Below are 20,563 nucleotides of genomic sequence, written 5' to 3' on the forward strand. Positions count from 1 at the left end.
AGCGATTAAAAGTTATCTAACGAACTTAAGCAAAACTGTGCTAAAGACAAAAGGTTTAAAGCAAATGCCTAATGCACTTACTTTAAACCTTATCTTTTTCAAAAATACCTAATTATTGCGAGTTTGGGAACTTACTTTTTCCCGTCGGTGCTAAATAGCTTATCCTTAGTGGTTTTTTCTACCTTCAGTCCGTCAGACAATTTGTTTTGAATGGCCGAGTAAGGACCCGAAACAATTTCCTGATTGGCTTTAAGGCCTGATTTTACGATGATATACTGATCGTTTTGGATACCTGTAGTTACCTCCGTCTTTTTAACCGTGCTGGTTTTGCTGTCGAAAAGGTATACGTATTGTTTTACCTTTTTATCGGTGAGCTTGGCTTTTTGCTTATCAGCATTCTGGTCGTTGCCACTGGTCATCGGATCGGTCGATTTATCTTTATCGCCAGTAAATACCGCTTGGATTGGAACGGCTAAACCGGTTACCGATTCGCTTTCGATATCAACTGTGGCTGAAAGTCCTGGCCTGAATGGCGAAGGCAAATCTTTGGCGCCACCTTTTACTTGGCTGTACGAATCTGGCAATAAGCGCACCTTAACTGAGAAATTGGTTACTTGGTCTACCGATGAAGAAGTAGTGGTACCTACGCTGGTTGACGAACTGGCAATTTCGGTTACAATACCCCTGAATTTTTTATCGGCAAAGGCATCCACTTCAATTACGGCGCTATCGCCTACGTTTACGCGGTTGATGTCGTTTTCGTTCACGTCAACGTTAACCTCCATGGTGTTGAGGTTCGAAATACGCATGATTTCGGTACCTGCCATTTGCGAAGTACCCAAGATACGGTCGCCCAACTCGATAGAAAGTTTAGAAACTACCCCATCAACCGGCGAATAAATGGTTGTTTTGGCCAAATTGGCACCGGCTTCTTTTACGTTGGCTCCCGATTGCTCTAAACCGAATTTGGCGCCAGTTACGTTTTCTTTGGCGCTTGCCAAATTGGCTTTGGCAGTTAAATAGGCTGCTTTGGCCGCATCGAATTCAGAAGTAGAGATTACTTTTTTGTTGTACAGCTCAACGTTACGTTTGTAGGTAGCTTCGGCATTGACAAAGTTGGCTTGGTTTTGGGCCAAGGCCTGCTCAGAAGCCGCTACGGCAGCTTTTTGCGAATTATAAGAAGCAACGGCACGCTCGTAGCCCGATTGCAATACATCTGGTCTTACTTTACAAAGCAACTGGCCTTTTTTAACCACATCGCCTTCTTTTACCAAAAGTTCGGTTACCTCTCCAGAAACTTCAGAGCTCAATTTAACTTCTACTTCGGGCTGTATTTTGCCACTAGCGGTTACGGTTTCAACAACTTTTTTGTCGCCTGCTTTCTCTACGGTTACCTTTTCGATTTGTTTTCCACCAATAAGGCCGGTCATTTTTGCCACTGCAATGAGTACAATTAATATACCGACGCCAATTAAAATGTGCTTAAGTTTCATAATTATGGATAAGTAATGTTTGTTTTCGGGTTAAAATATAATCTGTTTGCCCAAATAGTAGTCGATCACCTTCGACCTGAACAACAAGTCGTATTTGGCCTGGATCATATCTATTTCGGCTTTGTTTTTATTGGTTAATGCGGTGCTGTAGTCTAAAGAGTTAACCAAGCCCACATTATAGCGTTGCTCAATTACATAATAGGCATCTTTTTGCGCCTGAAAGGCATTGGTAGTCGATTCGTAACGGCTTTGCGCAGCTTTTAAATCGGCAACTGCCTGATAAATTACCTTGTTCAGGTTATTTTTAGCCAGTTGCTCCTGCGTTTCGGTCTGCATCAAGTTAATCTGAGCTCTTTTCACGCCGTATTTGGCTTGAAGACCGTTAAAAATTGGAACCGAAAGGGATAGTCCAACGCTTTTTGAAATATTGTTTTTCAACTGACTTGCAAGAGCCTGGTGCGAAGTGGCATTAAAATCATAGAAATAACTAGAGCCGTATCCGCCACTTAAAGAGAGCCTAGGATATAAACTTCCTTTAGCCACGTTTACGCCAATCTTAGCGGCGGCCGTTCTTTGCGCACCCAATTTGATATCAGGAAAATTATCTAATGCTTTTTGATAGATTCCTTCTGCATCAGCAACTCCACTTGGCTGTGAAAAACTTTCGATGGATGGTGCCTGCACATCGTATTTGGTCGACGAAGGAATATCCATCAGCTGTGCCAACGTTAGGTAAGAAATGGAAAGCGTGTTAAGCGCATTGGTTACATTGAGCTCGGCGGTAGCCACTTGTGATTTGGCTTGCGACAAATCGGCCAAGGTTTTGTTGCCCACATCTAGCAATTGTTGCTGTTGGTTAAGCTGCTGCTTAGCTACAGTCAATTGTTCTTCGGCTGTTTTTAGGAAATCTTTGTTGTATAAAATCTGCAAGTATGAAGTAATAACCTGCAAAATCAAATCGTTCTTTATTTTTTCGGTATTGGTTTTATCTGCATCAAGCAATAGTTTATTTTGCTTAATCTGGTTCAGCTTTGTAAAGCCGCTAAATACATCGATACCAGCGCTTAAGCCAATATTAAGGTTATAGTTTTGTGTGTTTTGATAGATACCGCTATTACCAAAAGCATTCCTTCCCCAACCCATGTTTTGCCCGATGTTTCCATTCAAGCTTGGATAAAGACTAAGCTTTGACTGTTTTAACGAAACATCTGACAGGCTTTCTGAAAATTGCGACTGTTTAACCTGAAGGTTGTTCTTTAAGGTATTTTCTACCGCCTGCTTAATCGTAATCACTTCTTGAGAAGCGGCTTTTTGGCCCAGTCCAAGCATAGCGGTGAAGGAGAAAATAAAGGTAAGCTTTGCTAAAGAGCTGTAATTGGCAACTTGTTTCATAAAAATTTGTTTCACAATAATAAATAAACAATTAATCGAATTTTGTAAATTTTTAAGTACAGCCTAAATGTTTACTTTTGGACATGTACCTGGTTAAATCTCCACTCCTACTCAAATGGTATTACCCATCTTTAACATGGAACAAGTCCCGCTCGGAAAAAACTGTTTATTTAACCTTTGACGACGGACCTATACCCAATGTTACAGACTTTGTATTAAATACTTTAAAAAGCTATGGCATAAAGGCCACTTTTTTTTGTATTGGCGACAATATTGTGAAGCATCCCACTATTTTTGAGCGTCTTAAAAACGAAGGCCATGCCATAGGAAACCATACCTTTAACCATTTAAAAGGTTGGAAAACCGACGACGAAACCTACATTGACAACTTGCTGCAATGCCAGCAACTTACCCAAACCCTCCTTTTCAGGCCACCTTACGGCCGGATCAAAAAGAGCCAGATCGGCAAGATACAAGCTTTAGTTGGCAGTTCCCGGTTTCCGGTTTCCAGTTCTCAATTTTCGACTCACGAGCTGCCAACTACCAACCGAGAACTGCAAATCGTGATGTGGGACGTGCTCAGTGGCGATTTCGACATAATGCTAAGCCCCGAAAAATGCTATCAAAATGTAATCCGCAATACAAAAAACGGCGCTATCATTGTTTTTCACGACAGCTTAAAAGCCTTTGACCGTTTGCAATACGCTTTACCCAAAACCATCCAGTATTTGAGCGATAAAGGTTACCAATTTGGTACGCTGTGAAGCGTACAGCCCAAAGCCAAGTTTATGCCAAAGCAAAAACACACAAACAACAACCTGAAAAACAACACATTACCACACAAATATTTCAACCCACTGTTCATAAATGCACAAAAATGTTCGATAACGTACACTTACGAAGTTTTAAAAACTTCGTAAGTGTACATCGGTTCATTGGTTCATTAGTGGATTGGTTGATTAGCTAATAACAGGTTGACCTGTTGTTTAATTGCCAAATTGTTAAACCGGCAACTGAAAACTGCTCGGTTCATAGCGTATCAGTCATCGAGATGGCCACACCTCCAGCCTTCAATCTTCCACCTTCGACCCTCCGCCTTCAGCCCCCGCATTATTTAGAACATTTCCAAATAATATTAGGAGATACAGATGATACCTTTAAGCCTATTTTTTTTGTAAATTCGCTACCAATTAGACGAATAGATTACCTTTTAACACCAATTATCAATGGCTTTTGATATAGAAATGATTAAAAAGGTGTATGCAAACTTTGGCAGTCGTGTAGAAGCGGCCCGTAAAGTAGTTGGCAGGCCTTTAACACTTTCAGAAAAAATATTATACGCACACCTTTGGGACGGCAATGCCAACACGGCATTTGTTCGCGGTACCGATTATGTAGATTTTGCTCCAGACAGGGTAGCGATGCAGGATGCGACGGCGCAAATGGCGCTTTTGCAGTTTATGCAAGCCGGCAGGCCAAAAGTTGCTGTGCCTTCTACGGTACACTGCGACCACTTGATTACCGCCAAATCGGGTGCCGAGATCGATTTGCCTCACGCAAAAACTGAAAGTGCCGAAGTTTTCGATTTCTTGTCTTCAGTATCTAACAAATACGGCATTGGTTTCTGGAAACCAGGTGCAGGTATCATCCACCAAGTAGTTTTAGAAAACTATGCCTTCCCGGGTGGCATGATGATCGGTACCGATAGCCACACCGTAAATGCCGGTGGTTTGGGCATGGTTGCTATTGGCGTAGGCGGTGCCGATGCCTGCGACGTGATGGCCGGATTGCCTTGGGAGCTTAAATTCCCTAAATTGATCGGTGTAAAACTAACCGGTAAACTAAGTGGCTGGACTTCGGCCAAAGACGTGATTTTAAAAGTAGCAGGTATCTTAACCGTAAAAGGTGGTACCGGAGCTATTGTTGAATATTTTGGCGACGGCGCAGAAAACCTGAGCTGTACCGGCAAAGGCACCATCTGTAACATGGGTGCAGAAATTGGCGCTACTACTTCTACCTTTGGCTACGATGCCAGCATGGAGCGTTATTTACGCGCTACCAACCGCGCAGAAGTGGCCGATTTGGCCAATGGCATTGCCTCATACTTAACCGGCGATCCGGAAGTTTATGCCGATCCAGAGAAATATTTTGATCAATTGATCGAAATTAACCTGTCTGAATTGGAGCCTTACTTGAACGGTCCTTTTACGCCAGATTTGGCTACCCCTATTTCGCAAATGAAAGAAGTGGCTGCCGCCAATGGCTGGCCAACCAAAGTAGAATGGGGATTGATCGGTTCTTGTACCAACTCATCATACGAAGATTTGTCGCGCGCGGCTTCTATTGCCCAACAAGCGATTGACAAAGGCTTGGCTAAAAAAGCAGAATTTGGCATCAACCCAGGTTCTGAACAAGTACGCTACACCGCAAACCGCGATGGCTTATTGGCCACTTTCGAGAATCTTGATGCCACCATCTTTACCAATGCCTGCGGTCCGTGTATCGGGATGTGGGATCGTGTAGGTGCCGAAAAACAAGAAAAAAACACCATTGTACACTCGTTTAACAGAAACTTTGCGAAACGTGCCGATGGTAACCCGAATACTTTTGCTTTTGTAACTTCGCCAGAAATCGTAGCCGCTTTGGCTATTGCCGGCGATTTGGGCTTCAATCCATTAACCGATACCTTAACCAACGACAAGGGTGAGCAGGTAAAATTAGACGAACCTACCGGCTGGGAATTGCCAACCAAAGGCTTCGCTGTTGACGATGCCGGCTATCAGGCTCCTGCCGAAGACGGTTCTAACGTTCAGGTTTTGGTTTCTCCAACTTCGCACCGTTTGCAATTGTTAGATCCATTTGCAGCTTGGGAAGGTACCGACCTTAAAGGCTTGAAATTGCTGATCAAAGCCAAAGGCAAATGTACAACCGACCATATCTCTATGGCTGGTCCGTGGTTGAAGTTTAGAGGTCACTTGGACAACATTTCGAACAACATGCTGATTGGTGCCGTAAACTACTTTAACGACAAAACAGATACCGTTAAAAACGAATTGACTGGCGAATATGGTCCGGTACCGGCTACCCAACGTGCTTACAAAGCTGCTGGCTTGGGCTCGGTAGTAGTTGGCGACGAAAACTATGGCGAAGGTTCATCACGTGAGCACGCCGCTATGGAGCCTCGTCACTTGGGCGTTCGTGCCGTATTGGTAAAATCGTTTGCCCGTATCCACGAAACCAACTTGAAAAAACAAGGCATGTTGGGCTTAACTTTTGCCAACAAAGAGGATTACGATAAAATTAAAGAAGACGACACCTTAGATATCATTGGCTTAACTACGTTTGCGCCAAATGTTCCTTTGCAAATGGTATTGCACCATGCCGATGGCACTCAAGAAACCATTACAGTTAACCATAGCTATAATGAACAACAAATTGAGTGGTTTAAAGCCGGTGGCGCTTTGAACATTATCCGCAAGGAAGCGGCTGCCAAAGCTGGTCAAGCGTAAGACTAAAGCTGAAAGGCTAAAGACTAAAGTTGAAAAGCCTTTTCATCATCAAATCCCGTTTCGGTTTCGAAGCGGGATTTTTTTTATCCTCAACGCTTAAGGGAAGGCAGAAGGATAAAGACTAAAGCCAAAAGACCAAAGCGAGAACAGTTAACGGTTTATATTCGACGATGAATAAAAGACTTGACCATGGGCTATAGACTAAGCCTAGTCTTCTGGCAGGGCATCGGTAGTGGCCAAAAATTCGTTGATGGCCTCCACTTCACGTTCAAACACATGCAACTGGATGCCACTGATGGAAGTATCGAAAACAGGGTAAACCAAAGCGGCGTTTTCGCCGGTCAGGAAACAATCGAAACCTGCATCCTTAAGTTTCGCGGCCACAATGTTGGCTTCCATCGGGCTTTCAAAAGTTTTGTAAACTATAATTTTATCATCCATTTTACAAAGCTAGTAAACTAACTTCGCTTTGCCATCAACACAGGCAACACTTTTTGGTGGCTCAATAACGCTACAATCAGAACCAAATCCCCATTTTACGTTAAAGGCCTTTTGTTTATTGGTATAAATGGCCACTTTTTTAAGAAATTGCTCCACATCGATTTTCTTGTTATAGGCGATATATTCGCTAGGGCCGCCACAGCTTTTGGCCCCGATAGCTAAAATTACCCATTCGGTAGTTGCATCGCAGTTACTTTGTCCAGAAAGCTTATCGAGCTCTATTCTCAGTCGGCTCAAATCTGCCTGGTCTTGGCTTCTCGTGCTTTGAAAATCCTTTTCCTTACAGCCAGTTAAAGCAAACAATAGCAGCAACAGTCCAAAAAATGTCTTGTTTAAATATTGATATTTCATATTACTCGTCCCAAATCTTCATGATTTTACCACACTATACGGATAAAAGCAAACAAACGCTACATTTTATTTCTTCGTTTCGGGAGCTTTTACTTCTATGGTGTCTTTGGGCAGGGTTGGTACTTGGTAATTGCCCGAATCGAGCTTTGCTTGTGGAAACAGCTTTTTGAGGTTGTCCCAATCGGTTCGCCGTACCTGTGTTTGGTAAAGGTAGATGTATTGCAGTTTTTTGAGCTGGGCAAGCTGGACCACTCCTTTTGCACTTACAGCTGTACCTACCAGGCTTAACGAGCGCAGTTCGGCCAATGATTTTAAACTGGTTAAACCATTGTCGGTAACCTGGCTATTGTTCAGGCTTAGGCGAATGATGTTTTTGCAATCTTTCAAGGCCTTTAGCGTGGCATCGCTGGCATCCTTACGTTCTAGCTTTACCCAAATAAGCTGGTCTTTAATGGCTTTTACCTTATCCATTACCTGTTCGCTTAGCGCATTGGCATTGATGAAATTGGCACTCAGGTAATTGCTTTGCTGGGCTACCGGCACCACCATTACGCCGGCATCTTTCAGGTCTTTTAGGGCTTGCTCGCTGGCAGGGCCAACTTCTTTTTCGGGGATATCGGACCCTTTTTCTTCGGCATTTGCTGTTGTTCCTTTTTGCAGGGCAGCCAATACCGGCTTGATGTTATCCGGTTGTTTCAGGTCTTTTATCTTTTTGTTGAAGGGAGCGCCACTATTGATCCACCATTTTAAAAGCTCTATTTCATGAGCCGTTAACTGTGGTTTTTCTTTAGGTGCCATGTGATCTTCGTTACTGATGGGCAACAATATCCTTTTGATCAGTTCGCTTTCATCGGCTTTGCCCGGCACAACCGTATGACCGGCTGCTCCGCCTTTTAAAATAAATGCTGGCTCATCTAACCTTAATTTGCCTTTTTGTTTTTCGCTTCCATGACAGCTGTAGCATCTATTTTGAAGCAAAGGCTGAATGGCCGCCTGATAAATGAGTGCTTCTTGGATATTGGCGATGGGCGGAATGGCCATTGTGGTTTTCGAACCACCATCTTTTAAAGGAGCGGTCAGGTAGTCGGCGCCATGGGTTAGCGAACCGCCCAAATGTCCGGTAACGGAAACCAGCACGATGAGTGCCAAAGCAGTAATGCCCGAAATCTTGTTTGATTTGGTGTATTTGTAAACGAGCAGCAAAAGCAGCGAAACCGCCGCCGTAGCGATACCCATCCATTGGTGATTGCCGACCAACTTACCTTCATAATCTCCACTTTGAGCCAGCAAATAGCCTGTGATGCAGGAAAATACGGCGCCTAGCATCCCTAAAAACAAGGTAATACCGATGGCCGGCTTTAAGGTTTCGAATTTCGGACTTAAGCTCAGCAACAGAAAAAGACACGCGATTAACAAAATCCCGATGGGCAAATGCACCAATACGGGGTGAAAACGACCTAACAATTCGAGCATGCTACTGGTATCTTTTTCTTAACAAATTCATCATGTACACATTAATAGCCCATTGATCGGCCAATGGCTGACGGGTATAGGGCAAGGCGGGCATGTAATCAATAGGCCCAAACTCGGTCAGAATGGTCATGCGCTCACCTCTCTGTTTTTTACGTTCGATGATTTTGTCCCACCACGCCAGATGTGCCTTTACGACGTTCTCCCATTCGGGTGCCCTCGGGTCGTTTACCTGGGGGCCTTCGGCATGGCCAACCCTCGAATGGATGTGTTCGGCCCGCGACAGCAGAAAATCTACGGTTTCTTTCTGGTCGGCCAACAAGCTTTCGTGTACATTGCACCAATGCGAAATATCAAGGGTTAAGCGCAAATCGGGGTTTCTTTCGGCAAAATCCCTGCTCACATGGGCAGCAAAGAGCATACGGCTCCGGTGTGTTTCGTGGTAAATAGGAATGCCCGTGGCTTTTGTTTTGGCTGTGGTATAATCGATAAACTGTTTGTTCTGCTCGTAGGTGAAATAATCCCTGCCCGAATGGCAATTGATATACACCGGTTGCTGATAAGGATTGGCGCAAATGGCATCCAAATTTTTCTTGAAAAGCGCCAAATGTTCGGCTACATTGGGCTGATAGCCCGCACAGAGGAAACCAATTTGCAATTTATGCTTTTTTACGGCATCAAAGAGTACTTTTTGGTCTTCGGCCTTATCTGGCCACCAAACCTCTATGCCTTCGTAGCCTTCTTTTTTAGCCGCCGCACAAAATTCGTCGCGACTGCCCGAAAAACCCCAATCGGTTTGCATAAACAGCAATTCATAGCCGGCCTTGGCCTTGAGGCGAGGCATTTCCTGAGCAGCTAGTTCGGCCAGCGGATTTAACAGGCTTACGGCCGTTAATGCGGTGGTATGCTTTAAAAAGTTTCTTCTGGTTTGAGCCATGTTTGAGTGGTGAAATGAGTGAATGACTGAATGAGAGAATGATTGAATTATTGAATGGGGAATGATTTTTTGGTTAAGCAATAATTTCGTTGATTACTTTGCCGCTCACATCGGTAAGCCTAAATGGCCTGCCTTGAAACGGATAGGTAAACTCTTCGTGGTTAAATCCCAGTTGGTTTAAAATGGTGGCTTGCACATCGAAGGCATCTACTTTGCCACTGATGGCACTGTAGCCTATTTCGTCGGTTTCGCCGTGGGTAAAGCCTTTTTTAATGCCTCCGCCAGCCATCCAAATGGTAAAGGCTTCGGTATGATGGTCTCTGCCTTTGAATGGATTTTGTACGCCATTGCGGTTTTCCATCATCGGCGTACGGCCAAATTCACCGCCCCATACCACTAAGGTTTCTTCTAGCAGACCTCTTTGTTTCAAATCGAGCAACAAGGCCGTAATGGGCTTATCAATGCTCCTACATTTATTTTTTAGGCCGATATTGAGCGAATTGGTCGGATTATCGCCATGGGCATCCCAACCCCAATCGAACAGTTGAATGTAGCGCACGCCTTTTTCTACCAGTTTGCGCGCCAGCAACACATTATTGGCAAAGCAGGCCTTGCCGGGTTGCGTGCCATACATTTCGTGGATGTAGGCCGGCTCGTCGTTGATGTTCATCACCTCGGGTGCGGCAATTTGCATGCGGTAAGCCATTTCATACTGCGCAATGCGCGACAGGATTTCTGGATCGTTGTATTCTTGGTATTGCTGTTCGTTAGCCTTATTGATGGCTTCGATAGAGGCTTTTCTCAAATCGCGGTTCATTCCGTCGGGGTCTTTGATAAACAGCACCGGATCGCCCTCGCTTCTGCATTGCACGCCTTGGTAAACCGATGGCAAAAACCCGCTGCCCCAAACACTTTTACCTGCATCAGGGAAACTGCCACCGCTGGTAAGCACTACATAACCCGGCAAATTCTGGTTTTCGGTTCCCAAACCGTAAGTTACCCAGCTGCCAATGCTCGGCCTGCCCAAACGCGGGCTGCCGGTATGTACCAACAACTGCGCAGGCGCATGGTTAAACTGATCTGTTTTAACGGCTTTTAGGAAACTGACCTCGTCGGCCATGGTAGAAAAATGGGGCAGGTTTTCGCTAATGGTTGCACCACTTTGGCCATGTTGGGCAAAGACAGCCTGTGGGCCCAGCATTTTGGGCACACCGGTAATAAAGGCAAACTTCTTTCCGGCCAATAGCGAAGGCGGGCAATCCTGACCGTCCATTTTCATGAGCTCGGGTTTGTAATCGAACAGTTCCAATTGCGAGGGCGCACCAGCCATGTGCAGGTAGATTACGCTTCTGGCCTTACCTACAAAAGGTGGCGATTTGGGCAATAGCGGATGTGCCGGATCGTAGTTGATTTGGGTTTGTGGCTTGCTAAACAGGCCACCACAGCTTCCCAATAAGGAGCCCATGGCCAATGCGCCTAAGCCAAAGGCACTCTCCTTTAAAAAATGTCTGCGACTTAAGCCTCTCAACGTAGCTTCTTGGGCTTCTTTAACCAATCTATGGGCATTCAGTTCATCTCTGGTCATGTTTCTTTAGTTTTTGGTTACCACTTCGTCTAAATTGAGCATGGCATTGGCTACCAACACCAGGGCAGCCGCTTCGGGTTTTGCAACTTGTTGCTTATCGCCCATTAATGCCGAAGTGGCTTTCGCATCTTTTTTAAAGGTTGCCAAGGCCTTGGCATATAAATCTTCAAATACTTTTAACCTGTTGGCAGGAATAGGTTTATACAAAATCACCGAGTAGCCTTTTGCAATCTGATTGGCCATGTTGCTGCCTCCCAACTGTTGCATGCGCGAGGCAAAATGCCTGGCCATGTCTACATAAACCGAATCGTTGAGGGTAACCAGGGCCTGCAAAGGCGTATTGGTTCGTATGCGCCGAGGACTGCACACCACACGCGAAGCTCCATCAAATGCGATAGCCGATGGATAAGGCGCTGTACGTTTCCAATAGGTATAAATGCCTCTTCGATACTGGTCTTCGCCATTGCTTTTGATCCATTTGGCACCATTGTAGGGCGAGAACCAAATGCCTTCTGGCTGCCAGGGCATGACCGGCGGACCATACATTTTAGTGCTGAGCACCCCGCTAATGGCCAAGCCTTGATCACGAACCTGTTCGGCACTGAGCCTAATCCTTGCTCCTCTTGCATAAAATTTATTGAAGAGGTCTTTTTCCTTGAGTTCTTCCGAAACTTTCGAATCCTGTTGATAGGTAGCCGTCATGACCATTTCCCTGAGCATTTTCTTGACGCTCCAGTTGTATTGGTTCATGAATTGGTAGGCCATATAGTCGAGCAATTCCTGATGTGTTGGAGGCATACCTTGCGTGCCCATATCTTCGAGCGTTTCGACCAAGCCTGTTCCGAACAGCTGTTCCCAAAGCCGGTTAACCATGGTTCGCGATACGAGGGGATTACGCTTGTCGGTTAGCCACATGGCCAAGCCCATCCTGTTGTCAGGGGCGTTTTTAGGCATGGCAAAGGCCAGTGAATGTGGTACGCCTACCTTTACCTCCTTGCCTTTTGAGGTCCAGGCACCACGTTCGAACACATAGTTTTTGCGACGCATAGCCATGGGATTCTCCACCATAATCGGTGTGGTAGGCACATTGGCATTCAGCAAATCGTTGAATGTTTTTTTATAGGCTGCGTAGCCGGGTTGGCCTTTTCCCGGAAACTGCGGGGCAAAATGAAACCAATCGAAAAAGACTGTAAACTCGTCGGGATTTTTGATTGTCGGATTGCTGTAGCTCAGGTACACATCGTGAATACCATGCTGCGCCTTAAAATCGACAGCTACATTTTGATAGCCCGGACCCGTAGCCAAGGGCCACGAAACCAGCAAAGGCCCGTTTGGCGCATCGATATGAAGGCTCATTTTTCCGCCTGGTTTATTGGTATTGTACCTGAAAATCAGCTGATCTACTTGCTCCAAATCAACCGCTTTTAAACGGGCTACAGCATTGTTCTTAAAAAACAAAGCGATGTTGTTATTGCCTATCACGGCATTTTTCAGCTCGTCGGCTGTAGTAGAGTTGATGGATGGCTGTCCAGTTTTTAAAAAAAGGCTGATGGCTTTGGCCCTTTGCGGCGTGGCCACTTGAGCCACCCAGTTTTCGAGTCGTTTCAGTTCACGGCTCAACGAATCGTTAAATTGTTTGAGTAAAGGGTATTCTGCAGGCACGTCTTCATCTCGGGTATTGTTAAAATACGACATGAACTGGTAGTATTCGTCGTGCTTAAACGGATCGTAGGGATGGCTATGGCATTGCACACAGGCAAAAGTGGTACTCATTAGCCCTTCCCAGGTTGCATTTACCCTATCGAGTACCGCAGCGGTTCGAAATTCTTCGTTGTTGGTGCCACCCTCGTCGTTGGTTGGTGTATTGCGACTAAAGGCTGTTGCAATATATTGTGCATCCGTAGGATTGGGCAACAAATCGCCGGCCACCTGCTCGGTCACAAACTGGTTGTAGGGCATGTCGTTGTTAAAAGCCTTGATTACCCAATCCCGATAAGCCCAAATGTTACGGTTGGGATCTGATTCGTAGCCTTTGGTATCGGCATAACGCGCAATATCTAGCCACATAGACGCCCAGCGCTCGCCAAAGCGTGGCGAAGCCAACAGCGAATCGACCAGCAATTGATAGGCTTTGGTTTCGTCTTTGCCATTCAGGTACAAATTGGCCAGTTTTTCCGAAGGCAAGGTACCAATCAAATCTAAACTAACCCGGCGCAACAAAGTGGCCCGATCGGCCTGTGGCGAGGGTTTCAGCTTGTTTTCTTCGAGTTTGGCATAAATGAATTTATCGATGCCGTTGCGTACCCAACTGTTGTCTACATCGGGCAATGGCGTTGACTTTACCGGCACATAGGCCCAGTGGTTGCCCCATTTGGCACCTTGCTTAACCCAAGTACTTAAAATATCTATTTCATTTTTGCTCAGCGCTTCGTGTTTATAAGGCATCCGTTGTTCGGGATCGTCAGTTTTTAGGCGTCTAATAAATTCGCTTTCCTCTGGATGGCCCGGAACAATGGCCTGTTTGCCGCTTTTGGTAACCGCTAAAGCTTCTTCGCGAAACAATACGCTAAAGCCGCCCTGCTGCTTTACGCCACCATGGCAGCTGATGCATTTTTTGTTAAGGATAGGCTTTACATCCGCATTAAAATCAATCTGCTTTTCGGCAGAAAACAGGGAGAAGGCAACTAAGGCTGTGGCCGTTACAAAAACTACGGCCAGAAGCATTCTTTTTTGTGATAGCATAAACAATTTCGTGTTGTTAAAGTGCTATACCGAAGTAAAAAATAAAACAGTATAGGAAGATACCTAAATATCCTGAGAAATTTAGACTACAACAATGTAATATCTTACGCTAAAAATGGACTATCTTACGATGACTAGCCTTGAAGTAAGCATACCTACAGCAGCCTTGGTTGGGCGCCCAAGAATTGCTGCCACCAATAACCCGAGTCTTTGATGCTTCTTTGCTGAGTTTTGAAATCGTTGTGCACGATGCCAAACCTGGCCTGATAACCTTCGGCCCATTCGAAATTATCCATCAGGGTCCATACCATATAACCGGTGATGTTAATGCCCTCATTTTTGGCCTTGAGCAACGCAGCTAAATACAGTTTAAAAAAAGCGATACGGTCTTCATCGTGGATATGGCCATTCGTCAACTTATCATTAAAGGCGGCCCCGTTTTCGGTAATTATGATTTCCTTCACCTTGGAGTAGCTGGCAAATTGTTTGATGATGTTGTAAAAGCTGTCGGCATTAATTTCCCAGCCCATGGCCGTATGGGGTTTGTTGCGGTTCTTGGCTTTGACCTCCCAGGCTTGTACAACCGGAATAAAGGCGTTGTACCGGATAACCAAAGGGAAATAATTTTGCAGGCCGATAAAATCGAAATCGAATGTCATGCGTTTAACGTGGCGCCAGGTAGAGTGGCTTACGGCAAATTTCTCCAACACATCCCAATCGGCCGTTGGAAAGCCCATGCCCAAAGCCGGTTCTATAAACAAACGGTTCATTAAGCAATCAACCCGTTTGGCAGCCAGCAAATCGTTGGCTCCTGAGGTATAAGGTATGATTTCTGAGCACGAAAAAGTAGTCCCGATACGGGCATTGGGCACTTCGGCGCGTAAAATATGGCCACCATCAGCCTGCGCAATGGCTGTATGCTGTGCGGCCGCCAAAAAATTGGTTAGCCCGGTTTCGCCTGGGGCATGAACGCCAAGCATATAGCCAAGCGAAGTAAAACCGAACGGCTCGTTTATTATAATCCAGTTTTTGACCTTATCGCCATAGGTTTTGGCACAAAGCATTACAAATTCATTGAAATCGGCATTGATGCTAAATACCGTCCAGCCCCCCAATTGCGACAAGGCTTCGGGCAAATCCCAATGGTACAGCGTAACATAAGGAATGAGCCCTTGGCTCAGGCATTCGTCGATTACGTTATGGTAAAAACGGATGCCTTCTTCATTAATCGGCCCTTTGCCCAGTGGCAACACCCGCGACCAGGAAATAGAAAAGCGAAAAACGGTAAAGCCCAAAGTTTTGACCAAGGCGATGTCTTCCCGGTAGCGATGGTAAAAATCGCAGGCCACATCAAGCTGATGGCCTTTTTTGATTTTGCCTGTTCGCTTGGCAAAAGTATCCCAAATAGAGGCGCCTTTACCATAAGTATTCGAAGCGCCCTCTATCTGCGGGGCCGCAGTGGCAACTCCCCATAAAAAATCAGGACCAAAATCGCTGGCTTTAAACATTTCTATACTGGCTAATTTTTGCTAAGGTCAATTATTCCTGTTAAGTTAATATTAACAATTGTGAATTGGCTAAACAAAGCTTTTTTTTCTATTTTTATGAAATGACGCGCTTGATTATCATCTGTTTATGTTTGCTGACTTTGGGCGCTCATGCCCATCGCGTAACGCCTCCGAACGATGAAATAGACAAAGCCATCAATATAGCCAATACCGATGCTTTTTGTAGCGAAGATGCCAAATACAGCAATATAGAGGCTACTACAACCGCAAGAGGCATACCAATGAATTGGGGCGGTGCCATTGGAAAAGACGTGTGGTTCAAGTTTACCGCCACCAAATTCGATGTTAACATTACCGTAAACGGCAAAGACAATGCCGCAAGTACAAATACACTGGTCAATCCGCTGGTAGCTATCTATACCTTCGACCCAGCTACCAATTCCTCGGCCGAACTCCCTACAACCATGCTTACGTCGAGCAATGTAAGCAGCATTACCAAGAACGGATTAACCCCTGGAACAGTTTACTACATCAGGGTAAGCGCCGCCATGAACGCTGAAGGCACTTTTAAGCTCTGCGTGAACAATTATTTTGCCCCCCTTAAGCCCGGTCAAGACTGTAGCACGGTTTCTATCCTCTGCAAAATGGAAGAATTTACCCAAACCAATGTAGCTGGTGCTGGCTTAAAGAACACCGAAACCGCTGGAACCTGCCTCGGCACCGAATCAAACTCGGCCTGGTACATGTGGACGGCAGGCAAAAACGGCACTTTTACTTTTACCATAACCCCTACCGTTCGCAACAATGATATTGATTGGGTATTGTATGATTTGGGACCGGGTGGCGACTGCAGCAAAGTAACAGCCGCCAATGCCATCCGCTGTGCTTCCGGAAGCGGCGTTACCTGTACACCTTTTTACAATCAAACCGGCTTGAGCTTAACCGAGACCGATCTGCGCGAAGAATTAGGCTGTGTGCCCGGACAAAACGGCTTCGTCAAATATGTTGACATGATAGCCGGGCATAACTATGCGCTTATTGTCGACAATTTTTCTCCTGGCAACAATGGCTTTCATATCCAATTTGGTGGCACTACCGAATTTGTTGGGCCAACGGCCGAAATCAAAATGGATAAGATCAACCCTTGTACATTTCAGCAGAGCTATACTTTCACCAGTCTTTCATCTAATTATAATACCTTAAAATGGACTTTTGGCGAGGGCGCCAACATAGCCACGGCCAATACCGAAGGCCCTTTTAACATCACCTATGCTACGCCTGGCGAAAAAGCGGTTGTGCTGGAGGCCAAGGGCGCCAATGGCTGTACCGTGTTTAGCACCGTCAAGTTTATGGTGGCCAATACGCCTTCGCCACCCGTAATTACTCCTTCGGCCCTCAAGCTCTGCGTTGGCGAAACCCTCAAGCTGAGCACACCCGATCTCGATTTGGCTACCTATCATTGGACGGGGCCAAATGGTTTTACTTCCGACCAGCAAAATCCTGAAATTGTAATTACCGGACCTGAAAATGCTGGCGATTATCAGCTTTACGTACAGGTTGGCGATTGTGTAAGCAAGGTAACTACGCTCACTATCCCACCCATTTACCTTAAACCGGAGGCACAATTCAAAATTGTAAGCAACAATGCTTGTCAAGCCAACCAGAGTTTTACGCTGGTTAACCAATCGGCTAATTTTACTACCGCTACCTGGGATGCAGGCGCTGGCGTCAAGACCTTAACTACGGCAAGCAATGGCGATGGCACCCTGACTTACAACACCACGGGTACCAAGACCATTACTTTAACCGTACAGAATGCCAATGGTTGCTCGGTAAGCATTTCGCAACAATTAGAAGTACAGCTGAAACCTGCCACACCAGTAATTACGGCCAATCAAACCAAATTTTGCATTGGCGAAACTCTTAAATTAAGTGTCCCGGCCACTAATCTTGCCACCTATCATTGGACAGGGCCGAATGGCTTTACTTCCGACCAGCAAAATCCTGAAGTTGTGATTACCGGCCCTGAAAATGCTGGCGATTACCAGCTTTACGTGCAGGTTGGCGATTGTGCAAGCGATGTAACTACCCTCAGCATCCCGCCCATTTACCTCAAACCAGAAGCACAATTCAAAATTGTAAGCAACAATGTCTGCCAAGCTAACCAGAGCTTTACGCTGGTTAACCAATCTACTAATTTTGCTACGGCCATTTGGGATGCAGGCGCTGGCGTCAAGACCTTAACTACAGCCAGCAATGGCGATGGCACGCTGACTTACAACACCACGGGTACTAAGACCATTACTTTAACCGTACAGAATGCCAATGGTTGCTCGGTAAGCATTTCGCAACAATTAGAAGTGCAACTGAAACCTGCCACACCAGTAATTACGGCTAATCAAACCAAATTTTGCATTGGCGATGTGATGAAACTGGAAGTTGATGAAGTAGATGGCGTAGCCTATCAATGGACCGGGCCTAACGGATTTACGGCTAATACCGCTAAAATAGAAGTCCCACTAACTGATTTTAAACAAGCAGGCACTTACCAAATTGTACTTAAAGCCGGCGATTGCCAAAGCGATGCTGTTCAATTTATGGTACCGCCTATTGCCAAGATACCCGTGGCCATTTTTAACACCGAGCCCCAGTTCAATGCCAAATTTTCGGCGCCTTTGCCTATCGTTTTTACCAACAACTCTAAAGATGCCGATTCTTACCTTTGGGATTTTGGCGACGGCAGCCAATCTACCTTGGCCAGCCCCACCCATACCTATACCCAGAGCGGTACCTTTAAAATTACCTTAACGGCCTATGCCGACGAAGGTTGTTCCAATTCGGTAACCAAAGGCGATTTGGTGATCTTGAAAAATGCCTCGTTATTTGTACCCAATGCCTTTTCGCCCAATGGCGACGGTACCAACGACGAATTTGTGGTGAGCATTACCAATCTTAAAAAATATCACCTCTTTATTTATTCAAGACTGGGCGAAAACCTTTTCCAAACTACCAGTATTTTCGAAAACTGGAATGGCACCTACAACAACAAACCAGTGCCGGTTGGGGTTTATTTTTACGTAATTATGGGCAAGAACATTGCCAATCAGGATGTAAAATATACGGGTTCGCTCACCTTGATCCGCTAATGCTCCTCCTCGAGCACCAATCCAATCTCTTTCAACAAAATAGCTGCGTTAAACGTGCTGCAAGGGCCATGTTTAAGCTTATAGTCGAAACTCATTTCACCTTGGGCCAGTTGGATATCAAAATGGAAGTTTCTTACGGTTTGCGAATGGGTTGCCTGAAGCTCAGACAATTGCAGGTCGTGCGTAGCAAATAGCGTAGGCACCCGAAGTTCGATCATCTTTTCGATAAAAACCTTCGAACCCAAGTACTTGTCACGGCTATTGGTTCCACGCAGCATTTCATCAATCAACACCATGGCATTTTCGGTAGTCTTTACGGTATTTAAAATCATTTTCAGTCTGTTGAGCTCGGCTTTAAAGGTAGAAGTACTTTCCTTGAGCGAATCTACAATACGCATATAGGTAACCAGTTTGAAGATAGACAGCCGCATTTGACTGGCACAAACCGGCGCACCGGCATAAGCCAAGATCATGTTGATGCCAACGGTTCGCAAAAAAGTACTTTTTCCGGCCATGTTAGAGCCGGTTACAATATCAACGGTTGCTTGTGTTTCTAGCTGGTAATCGTTATACACCCTGCCCACTTGTTTAATCAACGGATGGCCCAGCTCGGTTGCCGATAGCGAAAAGCCTTCGTCGATGAGTGGAAAAGTCCAAGTCGGCTCATTGTGCACCAAAGTGGCCATCGAAATAAGCTCTTCAAAATAACCGATCCTATCCAGTCCGTTTTCTACTTCGGCTGTTGTATTCCACTGGTCAAGTTTGATGCAGCAATCCAAATCCCACAAAAAGAAAAAGTTAAGGATAGCACTAAGCAGAATGTTTAAGCGGGCATCAAAAGCCTGTATAATTTTAGCCAGCTTTTTAATCTGGGCACTCACCTGTTTTGTGGACGAGAACAGAGATTTGATGTAACTGCTCTGCCAATTGATTTCCTCCGTCCATTTAATGGCAGCCGCATAATCGTTCAGCAATGCCGAACCTCCGCTAAAGCCGTAATACACCTTATTGATTTTTTTGCCCTGGCCCAACGTAAGCGTAGCGTTGATAAAGGCAATCAGCATTAAAACAGTCCACAGTTTACCGCCAACAATAATAGCAGTCAAAGTTAAAATCGAAGCCACATAAGGCAATATTTTTACATACAAGCGCAAAGGTTTGTTTCTGGTAAACTTGAGCTGCTCGGCCAGCAGACCTTTCAGTTTTTGCTTGATCTGTTCGATCTGGCTGACATCGTGCCCCTTTAAATTGGCCCTCAACTCGAATGTACGATCAATATGGCTCGCCATTTCCACGATAGCTTCCTGTCTGGCAATGATGCCCTCTTGGGTATCGGTTAAGGCAAGGCTTTGGGCCAAACGTTCGGTACCCACTTTGGTACTGCACCTGTTGAGGAGCGCAAAAAGCGACGACCGGCCAAAAACATCCAAATCGGCTGTGTAGGCATGGTTCTCCTCTTTAAAGTTTTCGCCATGGGCATATTTGTTTTCATCGCCCCTACATAAAGCCAATTCGTTCTCGTAAACCCATAAAAGGCTGCTCAAATAGTCTTTGTTTTTGCTGAGGGCATTTTGTTTTTTAACGGTGAGTATAAAAACGGCTATCGGCAACACCAGCAACGATCCTCTCCAAAAGATCTCGGTATCATTGGCCGATTGGAGAAAGAAAACAAAAAATGCAATTTCGACGAGCAATAAGGCAATGCGCACCATAGACAATTTGTCGATGCTCTTTTTAAGGCCATCGATTGTTCCGCTGAGCTCGGTGGCACGCAACTTATATTTATTTTCGATTTCTTGCTGGCTTTTTAACATTATATTTGTTTTTTGATCGTGCGCCAAAGATACTACGAAACAACGACAGAAGGAATAAATGAGCGAATGAAACAGAAAGACCAAAGCAAAAAGCTTAAAGAAGCCGAAGGCTGAA

At 45.3% G+C, this 20,563-nt stretch carries 13 protein-coding genes; 3 read left to right on the forward strand and 10 right to left on the reverse strand.

The window, feature by feature from the left end:
- Nucleotides 1-131 precede the first annotated feature (131 nt).
- Both VRU48_RS11110 and VRU48_RS11115 read right to left on the reverse strand, forming a co-directional pair.
- Nucleotides 132-1,493, reverse strand: coding sequence for an efflux RND transporter periplasmic adaptor subunit (locus VRU48_RS11110; RefSeq protein WP_330107994.1), 1,362 nt, complete (start codon nt 1,491-1,493; stop codon nt 132-134).
- 30 nt (nt 1,494-1,523) lie between these two features.
- The gene (locus tag VRU48_RS11115) at nt 1,524-2,885 is read right to left on the reverse strand and encodes a TolC family protein (RefSeq protein WP_330107995.1); all 1,362 of its coding nucleotides are present in this window, start codon (nt 2,883-2,885) and stop codon (nt 1,524-1,526) included.
- An 83-nt stretch (nt 2,886-2,968) separates the two neighbouring features.
- Here VRU48_RS11115 and VRU48_RS11120 point away from each other — a divergent pair, with 83 nt between their 5' ends.
- Together VRU48_RS11120 and VRU48_RS11125 are read left to right on the forward strand one after the other, a co-directional pair.
- Nucleotides 2,969-3,649 (forward strand): polysaccharide deacetylase family protein, encoded by a 681-nt coding sequence (locus tag VRU48_RS11120; protein ID WP_330107996.1) that lies wholly within the window; start codon nt 2,969-2,971, stop codon nt 3,647-3,649.
- 462 nt (nt 3,650-4,111) lie between these two features.
- Entirely contained in the window at nt 4,112-6,394 is a 2,283-nt protein-coding gene (locus tag VRU48_RS11125; RefSeq protein WP_330107997.1) for an aconitate hydratase, read from the forward strand.
- A gap of 207 nt (nt 6,395-6,601) precedes the next feature.
- Here VRU48_RS11125 and VRU48_RS11130 read toward each other — a convergent pair whose 3' ends face one another.
- From VRU48_RS11130 to VRU48_RS11160, 7 genes are all read right to left on the reverse strand, one after another.
- Entirely contained in the window at nt 6,602-6,835 is a 234-nt protein-coding gene (locus VRU48_RS11130; RefSeq protein WP_330107998.1) for a hypothetical protein, read from the reverse strand.
- A 9-nt stretch (nt 6,836-6,844) separates the two neighbouring features.
- The gene (locus tag VRU48_RS11135; protein WP_330107999.1) at nt 6,845-7,246 is read right to left on the reverse strand and encodes a hypothetical protein; all 402 of its coding nucleotides are present in this window, start codon (nt 7,244-7,246) and stop codon (nt 6,845-6,847) included.
- Nucleotides 7,247-7,312: 66 nt separating this feature from the next.
- On the reverse strand, nt 7,313-8,719 hold the full coding sequence (locus VRU48_RS11140) for a c-type cytochrome domain-containing protein (protein ID WP_330108000.1): 1,407 nt from the start codon (nt 8,717-8,719) through the stop codon (nt 7,313-7,315).
- 1 nt (nt 8,720) lies between these two features.
- Nucleotides 8,721-9,653, reverse strand: coding sequence for a sugar phosphate isomerase/epimerase family protein (locus tag VRU48_RS11145; RefSeq protein ID WP_330108001.1), 933 nt, complete (start codon nt 9,651-9,653; stop codon nt 8,721-8,723).
- 73 nt (nt 9,654-9,726) lie between these two features.
- Nucleotides 9,727-11,238, reverse strand: coding sequence for a DUF1501 domain-containing protein (locus VRU48_RS11150; protein WP_330108002.1), 1,512 nt, complete (start codon nt 11,236-11,238; stop codon nt 9,727-9,729).
- 6 nt (nt 11,239-11,244) lie between these two features.
- Nucleotides 11,245-13,962 carry a DUF1553 domain-containing protein gene (locus VRU48_RS11155; RefSeq protein WP_330108003.1) on the reverse strand — a complete coding sequence of 906 codons (2,718 nt, stop codon included), beginning with the start codon at nt 13,960-13,962 and terminating at the stop codon, nt 11,245-11,247.
- Between the two features lie 173 nt (nt 13,963-14,135).
- Nucleotides 14,136-15,488, reverse strand: a complete 1,353-nt coding sequence (locus VRU48_RS11160) for a GH1 family beta-glucosidase (RefSeq protein WP_330108004.1) — start codon at nt 15,486-15,488, stop codon at nt 14,136-14,138.
- A 101-nt stretch (nt 15,489-15,589) separates the two neighbouring features.
- Between VRU48_RS11160 and VRU48_RS11165 the strand changes: the two genes are divergently transcribed.
- A complete protein-coding gene (locus VRU48_RS11165) occupies nt 15,590-18,634 on the forward strand; it encodes a PKD domain-containing protein (RefSeq protein WP_330108005.1) in 3,045 nt (1,014 codons plus the stop codon).
- On the opposite strand, the gene VRU48_RS11170 is transcribed toward VRU48_RS11165, so the two are convergent.
- Nucleotides 18,631-20,448 carry a MutS-related protein gene (locus tag VRU48_RS11170; RefSeq protein WP_330108006.1) on the reverse strand — a complete coding sequence of 606 codons (1,818 nt, stop codon included), beginning with the start codon at nt 20,446-20,448 and terminating at the stop codon, nt 18,631-18,633. The genes VRU48_RS11165 and VRU48_RS11170 overlap by 4 nt on opposite strands.
- Nucleotides 20,449-20,563: the final 115 nt, after the last annotated feature.

The sequence above is a fragment of the Pedobacter albus genome, from assembly GCF_036324255.1.
Classification (GTDB): domain Bacteria; phylum Bacteroidota; class Bacteroidia; order Sphingobacteriales; family Sphingobacteriaceae; genus Pedobacter; species Pedobacter albus.

Excerpts from the sequence above, each read along its gene's own strand:
- VRU48_RS11110 (WP_330107994.1), bottom strand. The coding sequence starts at position 1,493 with ATGAAACTTAAGCACATTTTAATTGGCGTCGGTATATTAATTGTACTC.
- VRU48_RS11115 (WP_330107995.1), bottom strand. The coding sequence starts at position 2,885 with ATGAAACAAGTTGCCAATTACAGCTCTTTAGCAAAGCTTACCTTTATT.
- VRU48_RS11120 (WP_330107996.1), top strand. The coding sequence starts at position 2,969 with ATGTACCTGGTTAAATCTCCACTCCTACTCAAATGGTATTACCCATCT.
- VRU48_RS11125 (WP_330107997.1), top strand. The coding sequence starts at position 4,112 with ATGGCTTTTGATATAGAAATGATTAAAAAGGTGTATGCAAACTTTGGC.
- VRU48_RS11130 (WP_330107998.1), bottom strand. The coding sequence starts at position 6,835 with ATGGATGATAAAATTATAGTTTACAAAACTTTTGAAAGCCCGATGGAA.
- VRU48_RS11135 (WP_330107999.1), bottom strand. The coding sequence starts at position 7,246 with ATGAAATATCAATATTTAAACAAGACATTTTTTGGACTGTTGCTGCTA.
- VRU48_RS11140 (WP_330108000.1), bottom strand. The coding sequence starts at position 8,719 with ATGCTCGAATTGTTAGGTCGTTTTCACCCCGTATTGGTGCATTTGCCC.
- VRU48_RS11145 (WP_330108001.1), bottom strand. The coding sequence starts at position 9,653 with ATGGCTCAAACCAGAAGAAACTTTTTAAAGCATACCACCGCATTAACG.
- VRU48_RS11150 (WP_330108002.1), bottom strand. The coding sequence starts at position 11,238 with ATGACCAGAGATGAACTGAATGCCCATAGATTGGTTAAAGAAGCCCAA.
- VRU48_RS11155 (WP_330108003.1), bottom strand. The coding sequence starts at position 13,962 with ATGCTTCTGGCCGTAGTTTTTGTAACGGCCACAGCCTTAGTTGCCTTC.
- VRU48_RS11160 (WP_330108004.1), bottom strand. The coding sequence starts at position 15,488 with ATGTTTAAAGCCAGCGATTTTGGTCCTGATTTTTTATGGGGAGTTGCC.
- VRU48_RS11165 (WP_330108005.1), top strand. The coding sequence starts at position 15,590 with ATGACGCGCTTGATTATCATCTGTTTATGTTTGCTGACTTTGGGCGCT.
- VRU48_RS11170 (WP_330108006.1), bottom strand. The coding sequence starts at position 20,448 with ATGTTAAAAAGCCAGCAAGAAATCGAAAATAAATATAAGTTGCGTGCC.